This is a genomic window from Aliarcobacter skirrowii CCUG 10374, assembly GCF_003544835.1.
Lineage (GTDB): Bacteria > Campylobacterota > Campylobacteria > Campylobacterales > Arcobacteraceae > Aliarcobacter > Aliarcobacter skirrowii.
Genome location: NZ_CP032099.1, coordinates 866,560 through 889,338, shown reverse-complemented (window position 1 = coordinate 889,338; position 22,779 = coordinate 866,560). Strand labels below are relative to the sequence as shown.

Genomic DNA, 22,779 nt, shown 5'->3' with positions numbered 1-22,779 from the left:
TGATAATATTCTTTGGCTACTATCTTATTAAACATATATACAAGTACATACTATAATAAGTTAGTTGTGTTATCTATAGTTTTATAATTATCTTTTCAAATAATTATCTTTTTTAGATATGAAATTTTTTTATTTAAAATTAAACATTACTATTTAATTTTACGAAAAAATTTTAAAGACTTTAACATTATATTTTTAAATATCATTTAGTAACTTCTTTTACAAAGCTCTAATATAAATCTTATAATCTCTTATAAAACTTATATTAAAACTTAAGTATGGTGGAGAATAGCGGGATCGAACCGCTGACCTCCTGCGTGCAAAGCAGGCGCTCTCCCAGCTGAGCTAATTCCCCAAACCAACAATCTTTAAAGATTATTTAATGGTGGGCCTATCAGGACTTGAACCTGAGACCTCACGATTATCAGTCGAGCGCTCTAGCCAGCTGAGCTATAGGCCCATTCACCTATACTTTTCGGTTAAATAATCTTTATAAACCAAATATGAGTTGTTAAAAAATATTGTTTTTCTTTATTTATATATTAAGAACCAAATCTTAATAATATTTCTTTGAAAGGAGGTGATCCAACCGCAGGTTCTCCTACGGTTACCTTGTTACGACTTCACCCCAGTCGCCAAATCCACTGTGGAAGGTAGCTACTTTAGCATCCCCGCTTCGAATGAGTTCGACTCCCATGGTGTGACGGGCGGTGAGTACAAGACCCGGGAACGTATTCACCGTAGCATAGCTGATCTACGATTACTAGCGATTCCAACTTCATGTAGTCGAGTTGCAGACTACAATCCGAACTGGGAGATATTTTATAAGATTTGCTCCACGTCACCGTATTGCCGCTCTTTGTATATCCCATTGTAGCACGTGTGTAGCCCTGGACGTAAGGGCCATGATGACTTGACGTCGTCCTCACCTTCCTCCTACTTGCGTAGGCAGTCTGTTTAGAGTTCTCAGCCGAACTGTTAGCAACTAAACACGAGGGTTGCGCTCGTTGCGGGACTTAACCCAACATCTCACGACACGAGCTGACGACAGCCGTGCAGCACCTGTATATAAGTTTCTGCAAGCAGACACCAATCTATCTCTAGAAAGTTCTTACTATGTCAAGTCCAGGTAAGGTTCTTCGTGTATCGTCGAATTAAACCACATGCTCCACCGCTTGTGCGGGTCCCCGTCTATTCCTTTGAGTTTTAATCTTGCGACCGTACTCCCCAGGCGGTACACTTAATGTGTTAACTGCATTACTGCAAGATCTAGTCTCACAACAACTAGTGTACATCGTTTAGGGCGTGGACTACCAGGGTATCTAATCCTGTTTGCTCCCCACGCTTTCGCATCTCAGCGTCAATTGTGTTCCAGTAAATCGCCTTCGCAATCGGTATTCCTTCTGATCTCTACGGATTTTACCCCTACACCAGAAATTCCATCTACCTCTCCCACATTCTAGATCAACAGTTTTCAAAGCAGTTCTATAGTTAAGCTATAGGATTTCACTTCAAACTTATTAATCCGCCTACATGCTCTTTACGCCCAGTGATTCCGAGTAACGCTTGCACCCCCCGTATTACCGCGGCTGCTGGCACGGAGTTAGCCGGTGCTTATTCATATAATACCGTCATTATCTTCTTATATAAAAGGAGTTTACGCACCGAAATGTGTCATCCTCCACGCGGCGTTGCTGCATCAGACTTTCGTCCATTGTGCAATATTCCCCACTGCTGCCTCCCGTAGGAGTCTGGACCGTGTCTCAGTTCCAGTGTGACTGATCATCCTCTCAAACCAGTTATGTGTCATAGTCTTGGTAAGCCATTACCCCACCAACTAACTGATACAATACAGGCTAATCTCTTACCAATAAATCTTTCCCTTTTAAACTTTTGTTTAAAAGGAGTATAAGGTATTAGCAAACGTTTCCATTTGTTATCCCTTAGTAAGAGGCATATTACCTATACATTACTCACCCGTGCGCCACTTAGCTGACAACTATAGCAAGCTATAGCCCGTTCTCGTTCGACTTGCATGTGTTAAGCACGCCGCCAGCGTTCACTCTGAGCCAGGATCAAACTCTCCATAATTTTTTTTATATCTATTTTCATAAATATATATTTGTTATAGTTTATTTGAATCTGACTTTTTTGTTTTTAATTACTTAATTACAAAATTATCACTCAAGTTATAGACAAGTTATAATTTTACTTATACTTGTTTCTTCATAATATTTTTTTAACATTTCTCATATTCAGTTTATAAAGATTACATCTTCTTAAACCGTCTAATCATAATTTTAAAGATCTTAATTTTAAACCGTACTGGTCAAATTGGACGGGAATTATAATAGGAAAATCTTACTTTGTCAAGAGGTTTGCGCTTAACTTTGGCTTAAATTTTGGAAATTGTGTAAAATCACCAAAATCTACTATTTTTCAACTATGTTTGTTAATTTTAATTAATGCTATTTTTGATACAATCTTAACTTTATATAAATTAATAATGGGGAGCCGTATATACATAATGAGTAAGTCTATATTTAGAGAGTATGATATTAGAGGAATATTTGAAAAAGAGTTAAATGAAGATATTGTAAAAAAAATTGGATTTTATTTAGCAAAAGCTTTAATAAAAAGAGTTCCAACTGCAGTTTATATTGCTGTTGGTTATGATGCAAGACTTCACTCACCAATTTTAAAAAATTGGCTAAGCTCAGGTATTAATAAAGCTGGATTAAAAGTTTTAGATATGGGATTAGTTCCAACTCCTGCAAACTACTTTGCTAATTTTAATAAAATTGATGGGTATAGTTGTGATGGATCTATTATGATTACGGGTTCACATAATCCTCCTGAATACAATGGTTTTAAAATTACTTTAAATAAAGAGCCATTTTTTGGTGATGATATTTATGCTTTAGGAGAAGATATTTTAAAAGATAAGTCAATTATTCCTAATAATGAAGTTACTATTAAAATAGATTGTAAAAATAGATATATTGATTATATAGTAAATCACTTCTCTCATTTGAAACTTAATAATAAAAAGTTTGTTTTTGATTGTGGAAATGGTGTTGCTGGTGTTGTATTAAGAGAGATTTTAGATAGATTAAATATCAAGTATAAAATCTTATTTGAAGAACCCGATGGAAATTTTCCAAATCATCATCCAGATCCAAGTGATGAGCACACACTTGAAGATATTAAAAAAGAGCTAGAAACTGGTAAATTTAATTTTGGATTTGCTTATGATGGAGATGCAGATAGAATTGCTCTATTATCATCTAAATATAACTTTAAAGGAGATATATTAGCAATATTTTTCTCTAAACATATTAATAATCCAACGGTTATTGGTGAAGTAAAATGTTCACAAGTTATGTATGATACTATCAACTCTTATGGTAAAGCTATTATGTATAAAACAGGTCACTCAAACCTAAAAGTTAAAATAAAAGAGACAAATGCATCTTTTGCGGCTGAAGTATCAGGGCATCTATTCTTCAATGATAGATATTTTGGATACGATGATGCAATTTATGCAACTTTTAGAGCTTTAGAGTTGATAGATGCTGGTTTTGATTTTGATTTAGAGTTTGAAGCATTACCAAAAGTTTACTCAACTCCTGAAGTAAATATAACGGTAACTGAAGATACAAAGTTTAAAATCATTGAAGATTTAAAAAAAGCTTTACAAAATCCACCTTCAGATTTTCCAAAAATAAAAGATATTATAACTGTTGATGGTGTAAGAGTTATTTTTGAAAAAGGTTGGGGATTAGTTAGAGCTAGTAACACAACTCCAAAATTAGTAACAAGATTTGAAGCCAATATAAAAGAGAATGCAAAAGTATATGAAGATGCATTAATAAAACTATTTAATCAAATAAAAGGAAACTAAATATGAACACTAATAATAATCCAATAAAAAAATGTCTATTCCCAGCAGCTGGTTATGGTACAAGATTTTTACCAGCAACTAAAGCAACGCCAAAAGAGATGTTACCAATTTTAACTAAACCATTAATTCAATATGGAGTTGAAGAGGCACTTGCAGCTGGAATTGAGAATATGGCAATAGTTACAGGCCGTGGGAAAAGAGCTATTGAAGATCACTTTGATATTTCATATGAACTTGAGCATCAAATAAAAGGAACTAGCAAAGAGCACTATTTAACAGAGATTAGAGATGTAATTACAAAATGTACTTTTTCTTACACAAGACAAATAGAGATGAAGGGATTAGGTCATGCTATTTTATCTGGTGAGAACCTAATTGGAAATCAACCTTTTGCTGTTTTATTAGCTGATGACTTATGTGATTCATCAGACAATGGAGTATTATCACAAATGGTTGAACTATATAAAAAATATACATGCTCAATTGTTGCAATTGAAGAGATTCCAAAAGAGGATACAAATAAATATGGAGTAATTGCTGGAAATGAGATAGAATCTGGAATTTTTATGGTTAAAGATATGGTTGAAAAGCCTGAACCTGAAGTTGCACCTTCAAATTTAGCAATAATAGGAAGATATATTCTAACTCCAGATATTTTCGATATCATAAAAGAGACAAAACCAGGTAAAGGTGGAGAGATTCAAATTACTGATGCACTTTTAACTCAAGCTAAAAAAGGGATGGTTTTAGCATATAAATTTAAAGGTCAAAGATTTGATTGTGGAAGTATTGATGGATTTGTAAAAGCTACAAACTATTTTTATGATAAATCTAATAAAGAAGATAAAAAGAGTAAAAAAGATGAAAAATAGCCTCTATTATCCAAAAGTTTCACTAAGCGATGAAGATATCTTTGCAGAGATAAAAAAAGAGAGAGAGACAATTGGTTACTACTCTTTACCTTATACAGATACTTCAAGTTTAAAATCAAGACTAAATAATCTTAACTTTAAACAAAAAAATATTGCAATAATTGGAATTGGTGGAAGTACATTAGGAACATATGCAATATATAACTTCTTAAAATATAATAAACAAAAAAACCAAACTTTAAAAAAAGATATCTATTTTTTTGAAAGTACTGATCCTGTTAATCTTAATGGAACTATTTGTGAATTTGATTTAAATGATACACTTTTTATTGTTATCTCAAAATCTGGAACTACAATTGAAACAGTATCAATTTTTAAATATTTAAGTTCACTTGTTAAAATGGATAAATCAAATCTATTAGTAATTACTGAAAATGATAGCAAGTTAAATAGTTTTGCACAACACAACAGTCTTGAAACTTTTGAAATTCCAAAAAATGTTGGTGGAAGATTCTCTGTTTTATCAAATGTTGGTTTAGTGCCTTTATATTTAGCTGGTTTTGATATTGATGAGATTTTAAATGGAGCAAAAAAAATATCTACATCTTTTTTTGAACAAAATGAACTTTATAATCACCTAATAAAAAAAGCAAGAACATATTATGAGTATAAAGATGTATATAATATAAATGCAGTTTTTTCATACTCGCAACTTCTTGAAGGTTTTAATAAGTGGTATATTCAACTTTGGGGAGAGAGCCTTGGAAAAATTGATGCAAACAATACAAATCAAGGATTAACACCAATTGGTCTTTTAGGACCTGTTGATCAACACTCATTTTTACAGCTTATTGTTGAGGGAAAAAGAGATAAAACTGTAACATTTATCAAAATAAAAGATTTTAAAGATGATACAAAAATTTCTCCTACAAATTTAAAAGCTCTTGAAGAGTTAGATTATATAAATAATATTGATTTTAAAGAGCTAATAAATCTTCAAGCTGATGCAACAATTGCTTCTGTTAAAGAGTATCAAAAAGATATTCCTATTGATTTAATTGAGATTGAAGAGATAAGTGAGTTTGAAATAGGAAAACTACTATTTTACTATGAACTTTTAACTTCACTTGTAGGAAAATTTTTAAGAATAGATACTTATGACCAACCAGGAGTTGAAGGTGGTAAGATTATTTTAAAAGAGATGTTAAAAAGTAAAAAATAGATGGAACAGATATTTTCAAGTTTAATACCAATATTCTCTTTAATAGTAATTGGTTACCTATTTAAAAAGATAAGTTTTCCATCAAATGAGTTTTGGCCAATGGCTGATAAATTAACATATTATGTTTTGATGCCAGCTCTTTTGATAATTACCCTATCAAAAGCAAAACTTGATTCAAATGATATAAATCTTATTTTTGTATCTATTCTTGCAATATTTTTAACAATGATTTTATTAATGATATTTAATAAAATAAATCCTACTCAAAATAGCTCTTTTACATCAATTGTTCAAGGTGGAATTAGATTTAATACATATGTTTTTTTAGCTTTAAGTGCCTCTATTTTTGGTGATAGTGGATTAGCTATGGCTGCTGTTATTATAACTTTTGCTATTCCTATTTTAAATATATTTTGTATAACTATTTTTGCTTTATATTCACAAAATAGTAAAATTAATTTTTTATATCTTTTAAACTCTATTTTAAGAAATCCATTAATTATAGCTTGTCTTATGGGTTCTTTGATAAATTTTTCAAATATAAATATACCAATAAGTATAGAAAAATTACTTCAAATTTTAAGCAATGCTGCACTTCCATTGGGACTATTATCAATTGGTTATACTCTAGTTTTAAAAGAGATAAAAAGTTCAAAAAAAGATTTAACTATTAGTACAATTGCTAAATTTTTGATTCTTCCTATAACTATATATTTATTTGCAAAACTTTTTGAACTTGATAATAGTATGATCTCTATTTTAGTTCTTTTTGCAATTATGCCAACAGCTCCAAGCTCTTTTATTCTTACTAGGCAATTAAATGGAAATTTGCCTTTAATGACCTCAATAATAACTGTACAAACACTACTATCTGTTCTGTTTTTAGCTATTTTTGTAAACTATTTTATATATTTTTAATCTCATAATAGTATCCAACTCCTTGAATATTTTTTAGAAAATCAGATGGGAGTTTTTTTCGTAAATTTTTTATAAAAAGTCTCATTGCATTTTGTGACATAATAGAGTCTTCATCACAAATATTATCATGTAACTCTTCATAACTAATTACCCTATTTTGAGATAACAAAAACTTTAAAAAATTTGACTCTTTTTTTGTTAGTATAAACTCTTCATTCTCATTTGAAATTGTTGATTTACTACTATTAAAAATCCAATTTTTATTTAAATAGTATAAACTCTCATTTTTATAAGAGTTTAAAAATAGCTCTAAAGCCTCTTCTAGTTTATCTATTGTAATTGGTTTTACAATATATTTTACTAAAAATAGCTCAGTTGCCTTTAATAAGTAGTTAATATTTGTGTATGCAGATGTTATTATAACTCTCGTTTTTGTATCATTTTCTCTAATTTTTTTTATAAAATCTATTCCTGTTTCACTCTGCATTCTAATATCTGTAATTATTAAATCTGGTTTTTTTTCAAGATATATCTCATAAGCATCTTTTGTATTATCTGAAGTAAAAACTTCTTTAAAATAGTGTTTTAATATCTCTTTAATATTGTTTTGAATACCTAAATCATCTTCAACATACAAAACATTATACGAGCTTAGTCTATTTAAATTGCTATTCATATTTTCAAAATCCATATTAGTAAAGATATGCTATTATAACAAAGCATTCATAAATGAGGAACTTTTTTGAACAATAATATTGAGAAAAATCTATTAAAAACAATAATTTTAAGTTTTATTGCAACAATTTCGGCTTTGGTTTTTGCTATTTCAGCATTTTATGTAAAAAATACTCAAGATAATTTTGAACTTGATATGCAAAAATATGTAAATGTTTATTATAACGATGTTAAAGATATTTTAAAAAATAAAATTAATATAGTTATTGATATTTTAGAACACAATGAAAAAGTATTAAATTTAAGTAAAGATGAGCTTAAAAAATTTAATGCAAATTTTTTAAATAACATAACTTTTGAAAAAAATAAAAGTAACTATATATTTGTTTATGAAGTTGTTAATTTTGATGGTGGTGATGATTTTGCAATAATGCTTGTAAATCCAAATAGACCAGATTTAGCAGGAAATTTAATATCTACAAATGAAATCGATACACATGGTAAAAAGTTTCGTGAGGAGTTTTTAGAGAATATAAAAAAATATGGAGAATCATTTACAAAGTATTCATATAAAAAACCAGATTCAAATGAGGCACAATATAAACTCTCTTACTTTAAATATTATGAGAAATTAAACTGGATAATTGCTGTTGGAGTATATATTGATGATATTGAAAAAGAGCTAGTAAAACAGAGAAATGAGTTAGAAAATAAGATAGAAAAACAGATATTTCAAAATGTTTTACTATTTATTATGTTTCTTATGATTGCAATTTTATTTTCAATAACAATTTCAAATAAGATTTATAATATTTTAAAAATATATAAAGAAAAAGTTATTGAAAATGAAAAAGAGTTAAAACTTCTAAACAAATCTCTTGAAGAGATGATGTCAAATATAGCTCATCAATGGAGGCAACCTCTTTCAGAACTATCTTCAATTTTAATGCTTATAAAATTAAAATATGACAAAAATAGTTTAGATAAAGAGACTATGCAAAAAAAATCAAAAGAAGCAAATATGGTTTTAGAGTATATGTCTAATACAATTGATGATTTTAGAGGCTTTTTTTCAACAACAAAAGAAAAAGAGGAGTTTTTTCTAAATGAGTTGTTAAACAATGTAATATCAATTAATTCAAATGTTTTAAAAATGAATAATATAGATATAAAAATAGATATTAATAAAAATATTAAATTAAATAGTTTTTTAAATGAGTATCAACAGGTAATTTTAAATATATTAAAAAATTCAAAAGACGCATTAATAGAGAGAGATATAAAAAATCCTACTATAAAAATAGAAGCTTTTGAAGATGAAAAAAGTGTTACTTTAACTATTGAAGATAATGGTGGAGGTATTAATATTGAACCTCTAAATAAAATATTTGAAGCATACTTTTCTACAAAAAATCAAAACAAAGGAACTGGAATTGGTCTTTATATGTCTAAAATGATTGTAGAGAAGAGTTTAAAAGGTGAAATAAGAGTGGAAAATATATATAAAGGTGCAAGATTTTATATAACTATTGCTAAAAATATTTAAAAAGTAAGAGTAAAAACTCTTACTTTAAAATATTTTAATATCCATACATTAAGTTTGGAAGCCAAAGAGATATTGCTGGAATATATGTTATTAACATTAATCCAAAAAGTAAAACTAAAGTCATAGGTAAAGAAGCTTTAATAACTTGTCCCATACTAAGTCCAGTAATTCCACTTGCAACAAATAGGTTTAATCCAACAGGAGGAGTTAGCATTCCTATTTCCATATTTACAACCATAATAACTCCAAGATGAATTGGATCAACTCCAAGAGCAATACCAATTGGAAGTAAAAGTGGAACTGTAATCATAACAACAGAACTAGGCTCCATAAATTGTCCCATTATTAAAAGTAAAATATTTACAATTAATAAGAACATTAAAGGAGTAACATTTGCTTCTAAAATCCATTGAGTAATTTGTTGTGGAATTTGCTCATCAGTTAAGAAGTGTGCAAAAATCATAGCATTTGCAATAATAAAGAAAATCATTGCTGTTGTTTGTGCTGAATCTAATAAAATTTTATATAGATCTTTAATTTTTAAATCTTTATATATAAAATAAGATACAAAAAATGCATACATAACACTAACAGCACCAGCTTCAGTAGGAGTAAATATTCCTCCATAAATTCCACCAATTACAACTACAATAATTAAAAGTGCCCAGAATGCATCTTTAAAAGCAATTAATTGCTCTTTAAAACTTGCCATTTTACCAGATTTAAATCCACTTCTTCTCGCTAGAATATATGTTGCTAGCATCATCATCCCACCAATCATAAGACCAGGAATAACTCCAGCCATAAACAGTTTTCCAATTGACTCATCAGCACTAACACCGTAAACAATAAATACAACTGAAGGTGGAATTAAAATTCCTAATGTTCCAGAAGTTGTAATAGTACCAATTGCAAATTGCTCATTATAACCAGCTTGTTTAATAGCTCCATACATAACAGAACCAATAGCAGCAACTGTTGCTGGAGAGCTTCCACTAATAGCAGCAAAAATAACAGATGCCAAAATAGCAGCAATTGGAAGTCCTCCTGGAAGATGTCCAACTAAACTTTTAGCAAAATCAATAATTCTTCTAGCAGCACTTCCTCTTGCAAGTAGTGAACCAGCTAAAATAAACATAGGAATTGCCATAAGAGTATATTTATTTAATCCATCAAATACTTTTGATGTAATTCCCATTAAATCCATATCTGTAAAGAAGAAAGTAGATGCTAATGTACTAGCTCCTAATGCAACAGCAACAGGAACTCCAACTAACATTAAACCAAATAGTAAAATAAAAAGAGTTGCTATAACCATTATTTCTTTTCTCCTTTAATCTCTTCTAAAATAGCTTCATGTTCACTAAATAGTTTAATCTTATTTGCATCTGTTCTAAATAACTCAACCAATTTCTCAGCAACTCTATAAGCAGCAAGAATAAAAGCTATTGGAAGAACTAAATGTGGAATCCACATTGGAATATTTAAATCAACACTCATTTCACCAAAATCCATAAGCATTAATACTAATTCATATCCAAAATAAGATAATAAACCTAAATATAAAATTGATAAAATATTTGCAAATATTAAAAATGCTTTCATAAGCATTGCAGGCATTCTCTCAATCAAAAGAGTTATAGAGATATGTGCTCCGTGCTTAAATCCATAAGCTGCTCCAAAAAGAGCAGACCAAATAAATAGATAGTTTGTAAGCTCACCTGCCCAAGGAAGGCTCATATCAAAGGCGTATCTAAGTACTACATTAATAAAAGCCACAATCACACCTAATAGCAGTCCGTAGACTGCCATAGTTTGATTTATTGTGCCTACAACTACATCAATAACATCAAAGAATTTTTTCATATAAAAATCTACCTACTTTGTTTCTATAGTTTGTTTGATTAGATCTTCCCCAATCACTTTATAAAATTGTGGATATACAGTTGACATAACTCTTCTCCAGTTAGCAACTTGCTCATCATTTAACTCATAAATTTCAAGTCTTCCAGAATCTTTAGCATATTTTCTTAATGCATCAATAATTTTTGCATCTTCTATAGCTGTCTCTCTTCTTTCTAACTCAGTTGCTTCTTTCATAGCAGTTTTTACATGCTCTTGTAAATCTTTTGGTAATTTATTAAAGAATTGTTGATTCATAACAACTAAATATCCTAAATAACCGTGACTACTTAAAGTTACACTTGATTGAACTTCATGGAATTTTTTTGTATATAGGTTTGATAGTGGATTTTCTGTTGCATCAACAACACCTTGTTGAAGTGCTGAATAAACCTCAGAGAATGGTAAAATTTGTGGATTTCCACCAACTGCTTTAAATTGTGCTTCTAAAACTTTTGAACTTTGAATTCTAAATTTTAAACCTTTTGCATCTTCTGGATTAACAATTGGTTGTTTGCTACTTGAGAAGTGTTTAAATCCAGCATCCCAGTAATCAAATGCAAGCATCTGTTTTTTTGCATCAATAAATGATTTTAACTTAGCACCAACTTCTCCATCCATAACTGCATAAAGGTGTGCTTTATCCCTAAAAATAAATGGTAAATCAAATAGTTGCATTTGTGGTGCAATACTTGTAAACTTTGAAAGACTTGGCATAATTACTTGAACATTATTCATAACTAATGCTTTCATCTCTTCACCATCACCATAAAGTTGAGAGTTAGGGAAAACTTGAACGTCAATTCTTCCATTTGTTAACTCTTCAATTCTTTTTTCTAAATAGTCAGATGCTATACCTTTTGGTGTACTTGAACTAACAACGTGACTAATTTTCATAACATACTCTGCAGCCATTGCAGATGTCGCTAATAATGAAGCAGTAACTACTCCTAAAATAGCTCTTTTCATGAGTTTCTCCTTAAAATTTGTTTTTAGGAAAAGATTATAACAGAAAATTATGTAGCTATTATGTAAAAAAGTCACATTTAAAAGAAACTATTAAAAATTATTAAAATTAGCTTAAACCAAGATTAATAAAAAAAATTAACTCTTTAAATTAACCTAATCTTGATTACTTTTCACTCTCTTTATTTAAAAAAAGTAAAGATTTATATATATTAAAAGTTCCATATAAAATAAATAGATAAGCCAAAAGCTCTGTACCCTCTTCTATCATTGATTTTACCATATACATATAATTATCAATCATTACCATTTTCCAAAAACTACCCATTCCAAATAGTCTTGAAAATACTAATAAAAATGCTATTGAAAAGATTATAAGTTTCATTTCTGGCATTTTAAAATAGATTGCTAGTTGTTTAAAACCTTTTTTAAAATCAAAAGCAAAATAGATTATTGCAATAAATGTAACTGTAAGTGCAACTGGAAACCAAAATCCATGATAAATAGTATCAAGTAAAGCATCATTTTCTCTTATAAAAAGTACTAGAAAGAATGAAGCTATTAAAACTGAAGCTCTTCTTAAATTGGCTATTTTTTTTGCTATATAAAAAAATATACCATAAGTTAAAGCTAGAACAAACATAAGAAAAAGTTATATAAATACAAAAATAATTAATTTTATTGCTAAAATAGTCAAAAGTGTCTTTAAGACTATTGTAAATCTTTTTCCATCAATTTTATCTCTAAGTTTTGTTCCAACATAACTTCCAAGTATAGCCCCTATAATCATAGAGACAATAATAGTTATATAATCAAAAAATACAAATCCAAAATATGCAAAAACAACAATTTTTAAAAAATGAGTAATACTCATTAAAAGTGCACCAGTTGCTACAACTTTATCTTTTTCTTTGAAATCTTTTAGTAAAAGTGTCATTGTAAGAGGTCCTGTTGCTCCAACTACCATAGAGAGTCCTGTTTGAAAAAAACCTGCAATATAGTAATTTTCATACTTTTTAATCTTTTCATTAAATTTTTGACTCCAAAGTGAAAGTAAAATATAAATTCCAATAAAAAGTGGCACATAATCAAGACTAATAATGCTTAATATACCAGCAAAAAGAGCTATTCCTAAAATTGAACCAATTAAAAATTTTGGAACAACACTAAACTCTATATCTTTATATCCAAAATAAGCACGGCTTAAATTACTTGAAACTTGAGTAAGACCATGAACAGGAATAAGTGCATTTATAGGCAAAAAAGATGGCAAAATTGCTATTAACATCATTCCTCCACCAATTCCTACAATTGCAGCAACAACAGATGTAAAAAAAGTAACAAATCCTAAAAATATCTCTATCATATTTATCCTATTTAAAAAATAGTGTAAATTAGCAAATAATGCCTTTATTATTGAAATCTAGTTATAATTTTTTCTTCAAAAAAAGGATTTTTATATGAAAAGATTACTAATAGTTACTACAATATTTGCAAATTTCTTATTTGCAAATTATGATTATAGAGGTAAAAATAGTGGAAAAATAGATATGCACGGTGGTAAAGGTGAAAATCTTATAAATGAACAAAATAGTCTTCAAAACAAAGATTTAAATAAAATAGGAATTATAAAACCAAAGCTACCAAATGCGCCACAAAAATTGATAAATGAAGATAAAAAAGAGAAAAAGGATGGACTTAAATAGTGAAAAAAAGATATAAATTTATTTCATGGAATGTAAATGGGGTAAGAGCTGTTGATAAAAAAGAGGCTCTAAAATGGGTTGATGAGCATGATATTCATATTCTTGGACTTCAAGAGACAAAATCAATGAAAAATCAAATTCCAAAAACAATATTTAATAAAGAGTTTAAATTTTTAACAGCTAGTGAATCTGCAATTAAAGGAAGAAGTGGAACTGCCCTATTTTCAGATATTGATATATCTTTTGAGTGTAATTGTCCAACAGTAGATGTTTTAAATGAAGGAAGAATAAATGAGGTTCACTTTAAACTAAAAGATAAAGATATAGCTTTTTTTAATGTATATTTTCCAAATGGACAAAGCTCTCAAGAGAGACTTGATTATAAAATGGAGTTTTATGATAGATTTTTAACTCATTGTGAAAATTTAAAAAAAGATGGGAAATCAATAATTGTTTGTGGTGATGTAAACACAGCACATACTGAAATTGATATTGCAAGACCAAAAGCAAACGAAAATACAAGTGGTTTTTTAAAGATGGAGAGAGATTGGATTAGTAAATTTTTAAAGCATGGTTATTTAGATACTTTTAGATTAGTAAATGGTGATTTAAAAGATAAATACTCTTGGTGGAGTTATAGAGCAAATGCTAGAGAGAATAATGTTGGATGGAGAATTGACTACTTTTATGTAAGTTCTGATTTAAAAGATTTTGTAAAAGATGCCTATATTTTAGATAATATTTTTGGAAGTGATCACTGTCCTATTGGGCTTGAAATAGAGTTTTAAAGATAGAAGTTAAACTTTTTGTATCTAAATTTTAAAAAAATTGTATAAATATTTTCAATTATTTAAAAAATATCAAATATTTTAGATACAATAAAATTTAATTTTAACACGGAGAGTATAAATGAACAAAACAGAATTTATTGATGCAGTTGCAGCAAAAGCTGGATTATCTAAAAAAGATTCAAAAAGTGCAGTTGATGCAGTTTTAGAGACTATTACTGAAGCTTTAGTAAAAAAAGATTCAGTTGCATTTGTTGGATTTGGAACATTCTCAACAGCTGCAAGAGCTGCTAGAGTTGCAAAAGTTCCAGGAACAGATAAAACTGTAAATGTACCTGCAACAACTGTTGCTAAATTTAAAGTTGGAAAAGCTTTAAAAGAAGCTGTTGCAAAATAATTTTATCTATTTATAAAAGAAAAGGGGTCATCAAATGATGACCCCTTTTTTTATGCTTTTAATCTTGTCTTGGATCCATTTGTGCAACAACAGGACCTGAAGTAACAGGGAAGTTTACAAAAACACTCATATCATCATCAGCAACTCTTTTTCTAGATAAAGAGTATAATCCTAAAAAAAATCCAATTGTTAGATATATAAAAAATATAGCTTCATAGTTTAAAAATGTAAATATAATACCTAAAATAATTGGAGCTATAAAACTTCCAGCACCATAAGCAAAAAGTAAAGCTCGACTAATCTCAACCATATCTTTATTTTCATCTAAAACATCATTTGCTCTTGCAAGACTAAGTGGATAAATAGCAAATATAGTCACTCCTAAAAGTAGCGCCAAAATATAGTAGTAACTATTTAATTCAGGAACTATTATAAAAAGAAGAGAGACAAAAGCTGTAAAAAATCCACAAAAAGCAATCAACTTTCTTCTTCCATATTTATCTGATAATTTTCCAATAGGCCACTGAGAAACTAATCCACCAATCAAAGTTAAAGACATAAATATTGATAAAATAGTTGTTGAATCAAATTTATGCAGTATAGTCAAAGGTAGCATTGTAAAAAAACTTCCAACAAAAAATCCACCTATAAAACTTCCTGTAAGTGCCAAAGGAACTATAGAGTATAGTTTTGGAAAACTATACTGTTCAAAAGGTTTTAAAATTGGCTCTTTTATCTTCGTCATAGCAATAGTAATTAAAGAAAAAAGTACCAACACAGAACCAACTGTAAATACAAAAAATTCAGAATCTTTTGGAATAGTTAAAAATAGTTGCCCTAAAGCAGTTGAAAGATAAAAAATTATTGTATAAATAGCCAAAATCTGACCTCTTTGAGAGTTTGAACTCTTTTCATTTAACCAACTTTCAACAATTATTAAAAGAGCATAAAATGAGAAACCAGAAATAAGCCTTAGAAATCCCCAAAAAAATTCATTTAAATATACAGAGTGAAGTAAAAAAGCAATTACCATTAAAGCAGCAAAAGATGCAAAACTTCTAATATGTCCAATAGTTGATATTATTTTTTGGCTAAAAATTGATGATGCGATTGCTCCTAAAAAAAATGCTGAATTTATTAAACCTATTGAAAAACTAGATGCTCCAGCTTGTTTTAAATAAACACCTATATAAGTTATCATAATTCCATAACCTATTGCTAAAAATGTGATACTTAAAAAAAGTGATGATATTGGCAAGATATAAGTTTTTAAGTTTTTCATATAAATCCTTCATTTTTATTTGTTTGTTCTTGAATCATTTAATAACTCATCATGTTCACTCATATCCCAAGGTAAAGTTCCAGGTGATGTGTGAACAAATCTTAAGTATTTTTCAAATTGAGTTATTATGTCATTTATTATTGTATTCTCATCATAACCATATAAATCATAGTATAAACCACCTCTTTTTAGAAAAACCTCTGCATTGTAATAATATTTTTGTTTTTTTTGATCTATATTTTGTTCTACAAAATCAGGAAGCTCATACTCTCTTAATCTAACCTCATATGTAAACTTAATATCATCATTTTTAAATATCACAATGATAGCTCTTATATACTCCTCATCATATTCAATTTTACAATTCCAATCTTTGTTTTCAAGCTCTTTTTCAACTTTTTTCATACTTTTATAAACATCATTTTTTATAAAATCAACAACTAAATCTTTTGTTGGAAAATTTATGAGTGTATTTAGTTTTTCTCTCCAATTGCTTTGTTTCTCATCTGAATACATACTTAAACTTATGCTATGATTTAAACTTGCTACTCTGTGACTCTCTATTACCAAAGCTCTCCAAACTCCAATAGCTGCTATTAACATAATAATTGCAAAAGGCAAAGCACTTGTAATTGATGCAGTTTGTAAAGCACCCAATCCCCCAGCTAAAAGTAGAACAGATGCTATAACTCCTTGAATTACAACCCAAAAAACTCTTTGCCAAATTGGAGTATATGTTGCCCCTCCAGATGCAAGTGAATCAACAACTAAAGATCCTGAATCAGCTGAAGTTACAAAAAAAGTGATGATTAAAATTACAGTTATAAAAGATACTATTTGAGTAAATGGTAATCTTTCATAAAGTTTAAAAAGTGCTATTGCTTTATCAGTTTGAACCTCTTTTATAAGCTCTTCATATCCTTGAACCATAACCATATGTAAAGCTGTATCTCCAAATACACTAAACCATAAAAATGTAAACAAAGTTGGAACTAACATAACTCCAACTACAAACTGTCTAATAGTTCTACCACGACTAATTTTGGCAATAAACAATCCAACAAATGGAGCCCAAGCAATTGTCCAACCAAAGATAAATAAAGTCCAATTACCCATCCAATCACTTGAAGTATAAGCTTGAAGACTAAAAGTTCTCTCCACAATATTACTTAAATAACTTCCAGTATTTTCTAAAAAAGTCTCAAGAATAAATATTGTAGGACCTGCAATAAATACAAATGTCATTAAAACTACAGCAATAAAAATATTTATTATTGATAATCTTTTAATCCCTTTATCCATTCCAGCAACTACAGAGATTAATGCAATTGATGTAATAAGTGCAATAATAGTGATTTGAACAGAAATACTAACATCTATTGAGGGCCATAAATAGTTAATCCCAGCATTTATTTGCGCAACTGAAAGACCCAATGTTGTTGCAATTCCAAAAACTGTTCCTAAAATTGCAAAAGTATCAACAATATGCCCAGGTGCTCCATAGATTTTATCACCTATTAAAGGATAAAGAGTAGATCTCATAGATAAAGGTAAACCGTGTCTAAAAGCAAAATATGCTAAAGCCAAACCTGTAAGTCCATATATTCCCCAAATATGAAAACCCCAGTGAAAATAAGATATTTGCATAGCTTGTTTTGCTGCATCAACTGTTAAAGCCGCACCTTGAGGTGGTGTTGAGTAGTGAAGAATTGGTTCAGCAACACCAAAAAAAAGTAAAGCTATTCCATAACCAGCAGAAAAAAGCATAGCAAACCAAGAGCTAAAACTATATTCAGGCTCTGAATGATCTGGTCCTAATTTAATTTTACCCCAAGGAGATATAGCAACTCCAACAACAAAGATTAAAAATAGTGTAACACAAAGCATATAAAACCAACCAAAATCTTCTGTAATATATGCTAATACATCTGCAAAAATATCTCCTGCTAATTTTGGATTACTAATTGTTCCTATAACCATAAGTGATATTACAATAACTGCTGGAATAAAAACAGGAATTAGTATAGTTGAATTTGATTTTTTGAGCTTTTCAAATGACATATTAAAATCCTTTTCTTTTTAATATAGTCAAAAGTAGCTTAAATAAAAAAAATGTTTATTAGATTTTAAATAATTTAAATGGTGCGGATGGCGAGATTTGAACTCGCACACACGTAATGCACTACCACCTCAAGGTAGCGTGTCTACCGTTCCACCACATCCGCATAGAAAAAACAGACCGAAATTATATCTATTTTTTCTTAAGCTTATCTATATTCGTTTTTATACTCTACATAATGTTTTGCATGGTCAATTAAACCTTGAACTTCTTCATCGCTTAACTCTCTTACAACTTTTGCAGGACTTCCCATAATTAAGCTTTTTGGTGGGAAAACCTTGCCATATGTTACCAAAGAATTTGCTCCTACGATACTTCCTTCACCAATTACTGCATTATCTAAAATTGTAGCACTCATTCCTATTAGACAGTTGTTTTCAATAGTACATCCATGAAGCATAACTTTATGACCAACAGTTACATTATCACCAATAATTGTTTTTGTATTTGTATCTGTATGAATACAAGATAGATCTTGAATATTTGTATTTTTACCAATTCTAACCTCATTTACATCAGACCTAATAACACAACCAAACCAAACAGAACTATCTTCTGCTATTTCTATATTTCCAATTAAATCTGCACTTGGTGCAATCCAAGCAGTTGGATGAATATTTGGGTAAAACTCTTTAAATTTTAATATCATAAGTATAAATCTCCTTTAAATAATAAGGCAAGATTTTAGTATAAAAAAGTAGCAATGAAGTTGCAAATTAGAAGTTTTGAAGAAGCTAAGGATGTTTTCCTTAACTTCTACTATTTATTTTTGTTTTTTACCTGCAATTACAAGTCTTAAAGCATTTAATCTAATAAATCCTTCTGCATCTTTTTGATTATAAACTTCATCTTTTTCAAATGTTGAGTATGCATCATCATATAAAGATTTACTTGACTCTCTACCAACAACCATAACATTACCTTTGTAAAGTTTAAGTCTTACTTTTCCTTCTACATTCTTCTGAGTTGCATCAATTGCAGCTTGAAGCATCTCTCGCTCAGGTGAGAACCAATATCCTTGATAGATTAGTTTTGCATATCTTGGCATTAACTCATCTTTTAAGTGAGTAGCTTCTCTATCCAAAGTTAAAGATTCAATAGCTCTATGAGCTTTTAACATAATAGTTCCACCTGGAGTCTCATAACAACCACGAGCTTTCATACCAACATATCTATTTTCAACAATATCAACTCTTCCAATACCGTGCTTATTTCCAAGTTTATTTAAAGCTTCAAGTAAAGAAGCAGGAGTTAATTTCTCACCATTTAGTGCAATTGGGTCTCCATTTTTATACTCAATTTCAATATACTCTGGCTTATCTGGAGCTTTTTCAGGAGATGTTGTCCATAACCACATAGACTCTTCAGGCTCAGCAGCTGGGTTCTCTAAATGAAGCCCTTCATAAGATATATGTAAAAGGTTTGCATCCATTGAGTATGGGCTTATTTTTGGGTTTCCATTTTCATCAACATGTTTTTGAGAAATTTCAATTCCATGTTTTTTTGCATATTCAAGTAAAGATTCTCTTGAATTTAACTCCCACTCTCTCCAAGGAGCAATTACTTTTAAATCTGGATTTAAAGCTAATGCTCCAAGTTCAAATCTAACTTGGTCATTTCCTTTTCCAGTTGCTCCGTGACTTACAGCTTGTGCACCTTTTTCATTTGCAATTTCAACAAGTTTTTTTGCAATCAGTGGTCTTGCTATTGAAGTTCCTAAAAGATACTCACCTTCGTAAATAGCATTTGCTCTAAACATAGGGAAAACATAATCTTTAACAAACTCCTCTTTTAAATCTAAAATATAAACATTTTCAGGTTTAATTCCACAAGCAATTGCTTTTTTTCTTGCAGGTTCTACCTCTTCACCTTGTCCTAAATCAGCTGTAAAAGTAATAACTTCAGCACTATACTCCTCTTGAAGCCACTTTAAAATAATAGAAGTATCTAAGCCTCCACTATATGCAAGTACAACTTTTTTTATATCTTTTTTACTCATTATTTTTCCTAGTTTTGGTAATTTATAGGCGGGATAATACCAAAATTTTACTATAAAACCATTTAAGCACTTTTAATTTTTATTTCAATATAATCAAACTTATGAGAATAGATAAATTTTTAAACAGTGTAAATATCACAAAAAGAAGAGCAATAGCAGAAGATATGCTAGAACATAAAGTTGTATTTTTAAATGGAAATGCCGTTAAAAAAGCAAAAGAGGTAAAGGTTGGAGATATTATAGAGATAAAATATCTTGAAAATAGTGAAAAATTTAAAATTCTTCAAATTCCAACAACAAAATCAACGCCAAAATCAAAAATAGATGAATATGTACAAAGGATAATTTAAATATGTTTTTAGAGACAAAAGCAAAGTTTGATGATATTTTTGAAAATAGATTATCACCAGATGATATAAGAGAGTATTTTTTAGCACTATATGAAAGAGGTGAAACAGCTTCAGAGTTTGCTGGAGCTGCAAGTTCTATGAGAGATCATATGATTGCTCTTCCTATTAGTGAAGAGTTAAAGAACAAAGCAATTGATATTGTAGGAACTGGTGGAGATAAAAGTTATAGTTTTAATATTTCAAGTACAGTCTCTATTTTACTAGCAAGCGTTGGATCATTTGTAGCAAAACATGGAAATAGAAGTGTTACAAGCAAAAGTGGAAGTGCTGATATGCTTGAAGCTTTGGGAATAAATTTAAATCTAAGTCTTGAAGATACATCAAAAATGCTTGAAGATACTGGTTTTGGATTTATGTTTGCAGCAAATCATCATCCAGCTATGAAATATATTACTCCTGTTAGAAAAACTATTGACCATAGAACTATTATGAATATAATTGGACCACTTTGTAGCCCTGCTATGGTTAAAAAACAGGTAATTGGTGTATTTCATAAAGATTTTATAAATAAAATTGCAACAGCTTTAGATATGCTAGATTGCAACAAAGCAATTGTTTTATCAAGTGAAGATGGAATGGATGAGATATCAATCTCAAGTGTTACTTATGCAACACTACTTGATAATGGAAAACTTACAGATTTTATTATAAATCCAGAAGATTATGGATTAAAAATTGCATCTAAAGATGATATAGTTGGAGCTGGTCCAAAAGAGAATGCTCAAATTACAAGAGATATTTTAAGCGGAAAAACAACTGGAGCAAAACTTGATATTGTTCTATTAAATGCAGCTGCTGCATTAGTAGTTGATGAAAAAGCAAGAGATATAAAAGAGGGAATAGAAATAGCAAGAGAGGCTATAAAAAGTCAAAAAGCATATAAAAAATTAGAAGAGATTGTAAACTATTCAAAAAGGCTTAGTTTAAAATGAAAAAAGAGTTTTTAACATCTTTAGAGAATATATCATTAGTTGTTAATGAGCTTAAAAAAAGAGTTCAAAATAGAGATTGTATTGTTTTATTAAAAGGTGATTTAGCAAGTGGAAAAACTACTTTAGTGCAAGAGTATGTAAAATCTATTGGATTAAAAGATCTTGTAAACTCTCCTACATTTTCAATTCAAGTTCAATATGGTGAAAATATTTTTCACTATGATTTATATAATAAGAGTTTAGAGGATTTTATAGCTTTAGGTATGCTTGAAGAGTTTGAAAAGAGTGGAATACATTTTGTTGAGTGGGGAAATAGTGCTTTAGAAAATATTCTAAGCGATTATGGGTTTGATTTTTTAATAATAAATATAGATAAAAAAGATGATAAAAGGTTGTACATTATAAATGAGTAAGTTAAAAATAGTTGATATCAAAAAAAATATTAAAAAAACACAAATATTGCATGGTATTAGCCTTGAAGTTAATACAGGCGAAATTGTAGGACTTTTAGGACCAAATGGTGCTGGAAAAACTACAACATTTTATACAGTTTGTGGACTTGTAAAACCAAGTAGCGGGAGTGTATATTTTGACGCTGAAGATATTACAGCTCTTCCTCTTCACAAACGCGCATTAAGAGGAATTGGATATTTGCCTCAAGAGTCATCTATTTTTAAAGATTTAAGTGTTGAAGACAATCTACTTTTAGCAGCTGAAATTGCATTTAAAGATAAAGAGATTCAACAACAAAGAGTTGAAGAGCTTTTGCAACTTTTAAATATTGAACCAATAAGACAAAGAAAAGGTGTATCTTTATCAGGAGGAGAGAGAAGAAGAACAGAGATTGCAAGAGCACTTGTTTCAAATCCAAAATTCTTACTTCTTGATGAACCTTTTGCAGGAGTTGATCCAATTGCTGTTAAGGATATTCAAAATTTAGTTAAAGATTTAACAAAGTTAAATATTGGTGTTTTAATAACAGACCATAATGTAAGAGAGACTTTGGAAATTTGTGATAGAGCTTATGTTATGAAAGCTGGAGCACTATTAGCAAGTGGAACTGCAAATGAGATAAAAAATGACCAAAGAGTAAAAGAGCACTATTTAGGTGAGGATTTTAAATTTAGTTAAACTTACACAA

22 protein-coding genes, 3 tRNA genes and 1 rRNA gene are annotated in these 22,779 nt (G+C 29.3%); 12 read left to right on the top strand and 14 right to left on the bottom strand.

The features are described 5' to 3' along the window. Window positions 1-279 precede the first annotated feature (279 nt). The 3 genes from ASKIR_RS04720 to ASKIR_RS04710 form a co-directional block, all read right to left on the bottom strand. Window positions 280-355: transfer RNA gene (locus ASKIR_RS04720), tRNA-Ala, on the bottom strand. Between the two features lie 28 nt (window positions 356-383). Beyond that, window positions 384-460 (bottom strand) — tRNA-Ile (locus ASKIR_RS04715). A gap of 113 nt (window positions 461-573) precedes the next feature. Continuing rightward, window positions 574-2,091: ribosomal RNA gene (locus tag ASKIR_RS04710) — 16S ribosomal RNA — on the bottom strand. 436 nt (window positions 2,092-2,527) lie between these two features. Here ASKIR_RS04710 and ASKIR_RS04705 point away from each other — a divergent pair. From ASKIR_RS04705 to ASKIR_RS04690, 4 genes are read left to right on the top strand one after another with little or no spacing between them, the layout of a single operon-like run. Continuing rightward, complete coding sequence (locus tag ASKIR_RS04705; RefSeq protein ID WP_115588611.1) at window positions 2,528-3,904, top strand: phosphomannomutase/phosphoglucomutase; 1,377 nt, start codon at window positions 2,528-2,530, stop codon at window positions 3,902-3,904. 2 nt (window positions 3,905-3,906) lie between these two features. Beyond that, window positions 3,907-4,776, top strand: coding sequence for a UTP--glucose-1-phosphate uridylyltransferase GalU (gene galU, locus ASKIR_RS04700; RefSeq protein ID WP_066349892.1), 870 nt, complete (start codon window positions 3,907-3,909; stop codon window positions 4,774-4,776). Further along, the gene (locus ASKIR_RS04695; RefSeq protein ID WP_066349908.1) at window positions 4,766-5,998 is read left to right on the top strand and encodes a glucose-6-phosphate isomerase; all 1,233 of its coding nucleotides are present in this window, start codon (window positions 4,766-4,768) and stop codon (window positions 5,996-5,998) included. The genes galU and ASKIR_RS04695 overlap by 11 nt, the downstream gene beginning before the upstream one ends. Further along, complete coding sequence (locus tag ASKIR_RS04690; RefSeq protein ID WP_066349893.1) at window positions 5,999-6,916, top strand: AEC family transporter; 918 nt, start codon at window positions 5,999-6,001, stop codon at window positions 6,914-6,916. Here the strand turns inward: ASKIR_RS04690 and ASKIR_RS04685 are convergent. After that, the gene (locus ASKIR_RS04685) at window positions 6,903-7,592 is read right to left on the bottom strand and encodes a response regulator transcription factor (RefSeq protein ID WP_066349894.1); all 690 of its coding nucleotides are present in this window, start codon (window positions 7,590-7,592) and stop codon (window positions 6,903-6,905) included. The genes ASKIR_RS04690 and ASKIR_RS04685 overlap by 14 nt on opposite strands. Window positions 7,593-7,658: 66 nt before the next feature. Here ASKIR_RS04685 and ASKIR_RS04680 point away from each other — a divergent pair, with 66 nt between their 5' ends. Then, window positions 7,659-9,137, top strand: coding sequence for a cache domain-containing protein (locus tag ASKIR_RS04680; RefSeq protein ID WP_066349895.1), 1,479 nt, complete (start codon window positions 7,659-7,661; stop codon window positions 9,135-9,137). A gap of 34 nt (window positions 9,138-9,171) precedes the next feature. On the opposite strand, the gene ASKIR_RS04675 is transcribed toward ASKIR_RS04680, so the two are convergent. The 5 genes from ASKIR_RS04675 to ASKIR_RS04655 form a co-directional block, all read right to left on the bottom strand. Continuing rightward, the gene (locus ASKIR_RS04675; RefSeq protein WP_066349899.1) at window positions 9,172-10,455 is read right to left on the bottom strand and encodes a TRAP transporter large permease; all 1,284 of its coding nucleotides are present in this window, start codon (window positions 10,453-10,455) and stop codon (window positions 9,172-9,174) included. Then, a complete protein-coding gene (locus ASKIR_RS04670; protein WP_066349901.1) occupies window positions 10,455-11,003 on the bottom strand; it encodes a TRAP transporter small permease in 549 nt (182 codons plus the stop codon). Before ASKIR_RS04670 ends, ASKIR_RS04675 begins: the two co-directional genes overlap by 1 nt. Window positions 11,004-11,015: 12 nt before the next feature. After that, window positions 11,016-12,008, bottom strand: coding sequence for a DctP family TRAP transporter solute-binding subunit (locus ASKIR_RS04665; RefSeq protein WP_066349902.1), 993 nt, complete (start codon window positions 12,006-12,008; stop codon window positions 11,016-11,018). Window positions 12,009-12,171: 163 nt separating this feature from the next. Then, a complete protein-coding gene (locus ASKIR_RS04660; protein WP_115588610.1) occupies window positions 12,172-12,648 on the bottom strand; it encodes a beta-carotene 15,15'-monooxygenase in 477 nt (158 codons plus the stop codon). A 9-nt stretch (window positions 12,649-12,657) separates the two neighbouring features. Continuing rightward, a complete protein-coding gene (locus ASKIR_RS04655) occupies window positions 12,658-13,371 on the bottom strand; it encodes a sulfite exporter TauE/SafE family protein (protein WP_066354216.1) in 714 nt (237 codons plus the stop codon). Between the two features lie 94 nt (window positions 13,372-13,465). Between ASKIR_RS04655 and ASKIR_RS04650 the strand changes: the two genes are divergently transcribed. The 3 genes from ASKIR_RS04650 (at window position 13,466) to ASKIR_RS04640 (ending at window position 14,896) form a co-directional block, all read left to right on the top strand. Further along, window positions 13,466-13,711 carry a hypothetical protein gene (locus ASKIR_RS04650; protein ID WP_066158793.1) on the top strand — a complete coding sequence of 82 codons (246 nt, stop codon included), beginning with the start codon at window positions 13,466-13,468 and terminating at the stop codon, window positions 13,709-13,711. Next, a complete protein-coding gene (locus ASKIR_RS04645) occupies window positions 13,711-14,499 on the top strand; it encodes an exodeoxyribonuclease III (protein WP_115588609.1) in 789 nt (262 codons plus the stop codon). The genes ASKIR_RS04650 and ASKIR_RS04645 overlap by 1 nt, the downstream gene beginning before the upstream one ends. 121 nt (window positions 14,500-14,620) lie before the next feature. Continuing rightward, the gene (locus tag ASKIR_RS04640; RefSeq protein ID WP_109076641.1) at window positions 14,621-14,896 is read left to right on the top strand and encodes an HU family DNA-binding protein; all 276 of its coding nucleotides are present in this window, start codon (window positions 14,621-14,623) and stop codon (window positions 14,894-14,896) included. 58 nt (window positions 14,897-14,954) lie between these two features. On the opposite strand, the gene ASKIR_RS04635 is transcribed toward ASKIR_RS04640, so the two are convergent. The 5 genes from ASKIR_RS04635 to ASKIR_RS04615 all read right to left on the bottom strand — a co-directional run bounded on the left by ASKIR_RS04635 (window position 14,955) and on the right by ASKIR_RS04615 (window position 20,296). Continuing rightward, window positions 14,955-16,178 carry an MFS transporter gene (locus tag ASKIR_RS04635; RefSeq protein ID WP_115588608.1) on the bottom strand — a complete coding sequence of 408 codons (1,224 nt, stop codon included), beginning with the start codon at window positions 16,176-16,178 and terminating at the stop codon, window positions 14,955-14,957. A 15-nt stretch (window positions 16,179-16,193) separates the two neighbouring features. Further along, entirely contained in the window at window positions 16,194-18,239 is a 2,046-nt protein-coding gene (locus ASKIR_RS04630; RefSeq protein WP_115588607.1) for a BCCT family transporter, read from the bottom strand. A gap of 79 nt (window positions 18,240-18,318) precedes the next feature. Beyond that, window positions 18,319-18,403, bottom strand: a tRNA-Leu gene (locus tag ASKIR_RS04625). Window positions 18,404-18,445: 42 nt separating this feature from the next. Next, window positions 18,446-18,946: a gamma carbonic anhydrase family protein gene (locus tag ASKIR_RS04620; protein WP_066161005.1), complete on the bottom strand. Its 501-nt coding sequence runs from the start codon at window positions 18,944-18,946 to the stop codon at window positions 18,446-18,448. Between the two features lie 114 nt (window positions 18,947-19,060). After that, on the bottom strand, window positions 19,061-20,296 hold the full coding sequence (locus tag ASKIR_RS04615; RefSeq protein WP_115588606.1) for an argininosuccinate synthase: 1,236 nt from the start codon (window positions 20,294-20,296) through the stop codon (window positions 19,061-19,063). 101 nt (window positions 20,297-20,397) lie between these two features. On the opposite strand from ASKIR_RS04615, the gene ASKIR_RS04610 reads away from it, so the two are divergent. Genes ASKIR_RS04610 through lptB form a run of 4 tightly spaced genes read left to right on the top strand, consistent with a single transcriptional unit; the run spans window position 20,398 to window position 22,769 of the window. After that, window positions 20,398-20,646: a S4 domain-containing protein gene (locus tag ASKIR_RS04610; protein WP_066160999.1), complete on the top strand. Its 249-nt coding sequence runs from the start codon at window positions 20,398-20,400 to the stop codon at window positions 20,644-20,646. A 2-nt stretch (window positions 20,647-20,648) separates the two neighbouring features. Further along, entirely contained in the window at window positions 20,649-21,638 is a 990-nt protein-coding gene (trpD, locus tag ASKIR_RS04605; RefSeq protein ID WP_115588605.1) for an anthranilate phosphoribosyltransferase, read from the top strand. After that, complete coding sequence (tsaE, locus tag ASKIR_RS04600) at window positions 21,635-22,051, top strand: tRNA (adenosine(37)-N6)-threonylcarbamoyltransferase complex ATPase subunit type 1 TsaE (protein ID WP_115588604.1); 417 nt, start codon at window positions 21,635-21,637, stop codon at window positions 22,049-22,051. Before trpD ends, tsaE begins: the two co-directional genes overlap by 4 nt. Continuing rightward, on the top strand, window positions 22,044-22,769 hold the full coding sequence (gene lptB / locus ASKIR_RS04595) for an LPS export ABC transporter ATP-binding protein (protein ID WP_066160991.1): 726 nt from the start codon (window positions 22,044-22,046) through the stop codon (window positions 22,767-22,769). The genes tsaE and lptB overlap by 8 nt, the downstream gene beginning before the upstream one ends. The last annotated feature ends 10 nt before the right edge of the window (window positions 22,770-22,779 follow it).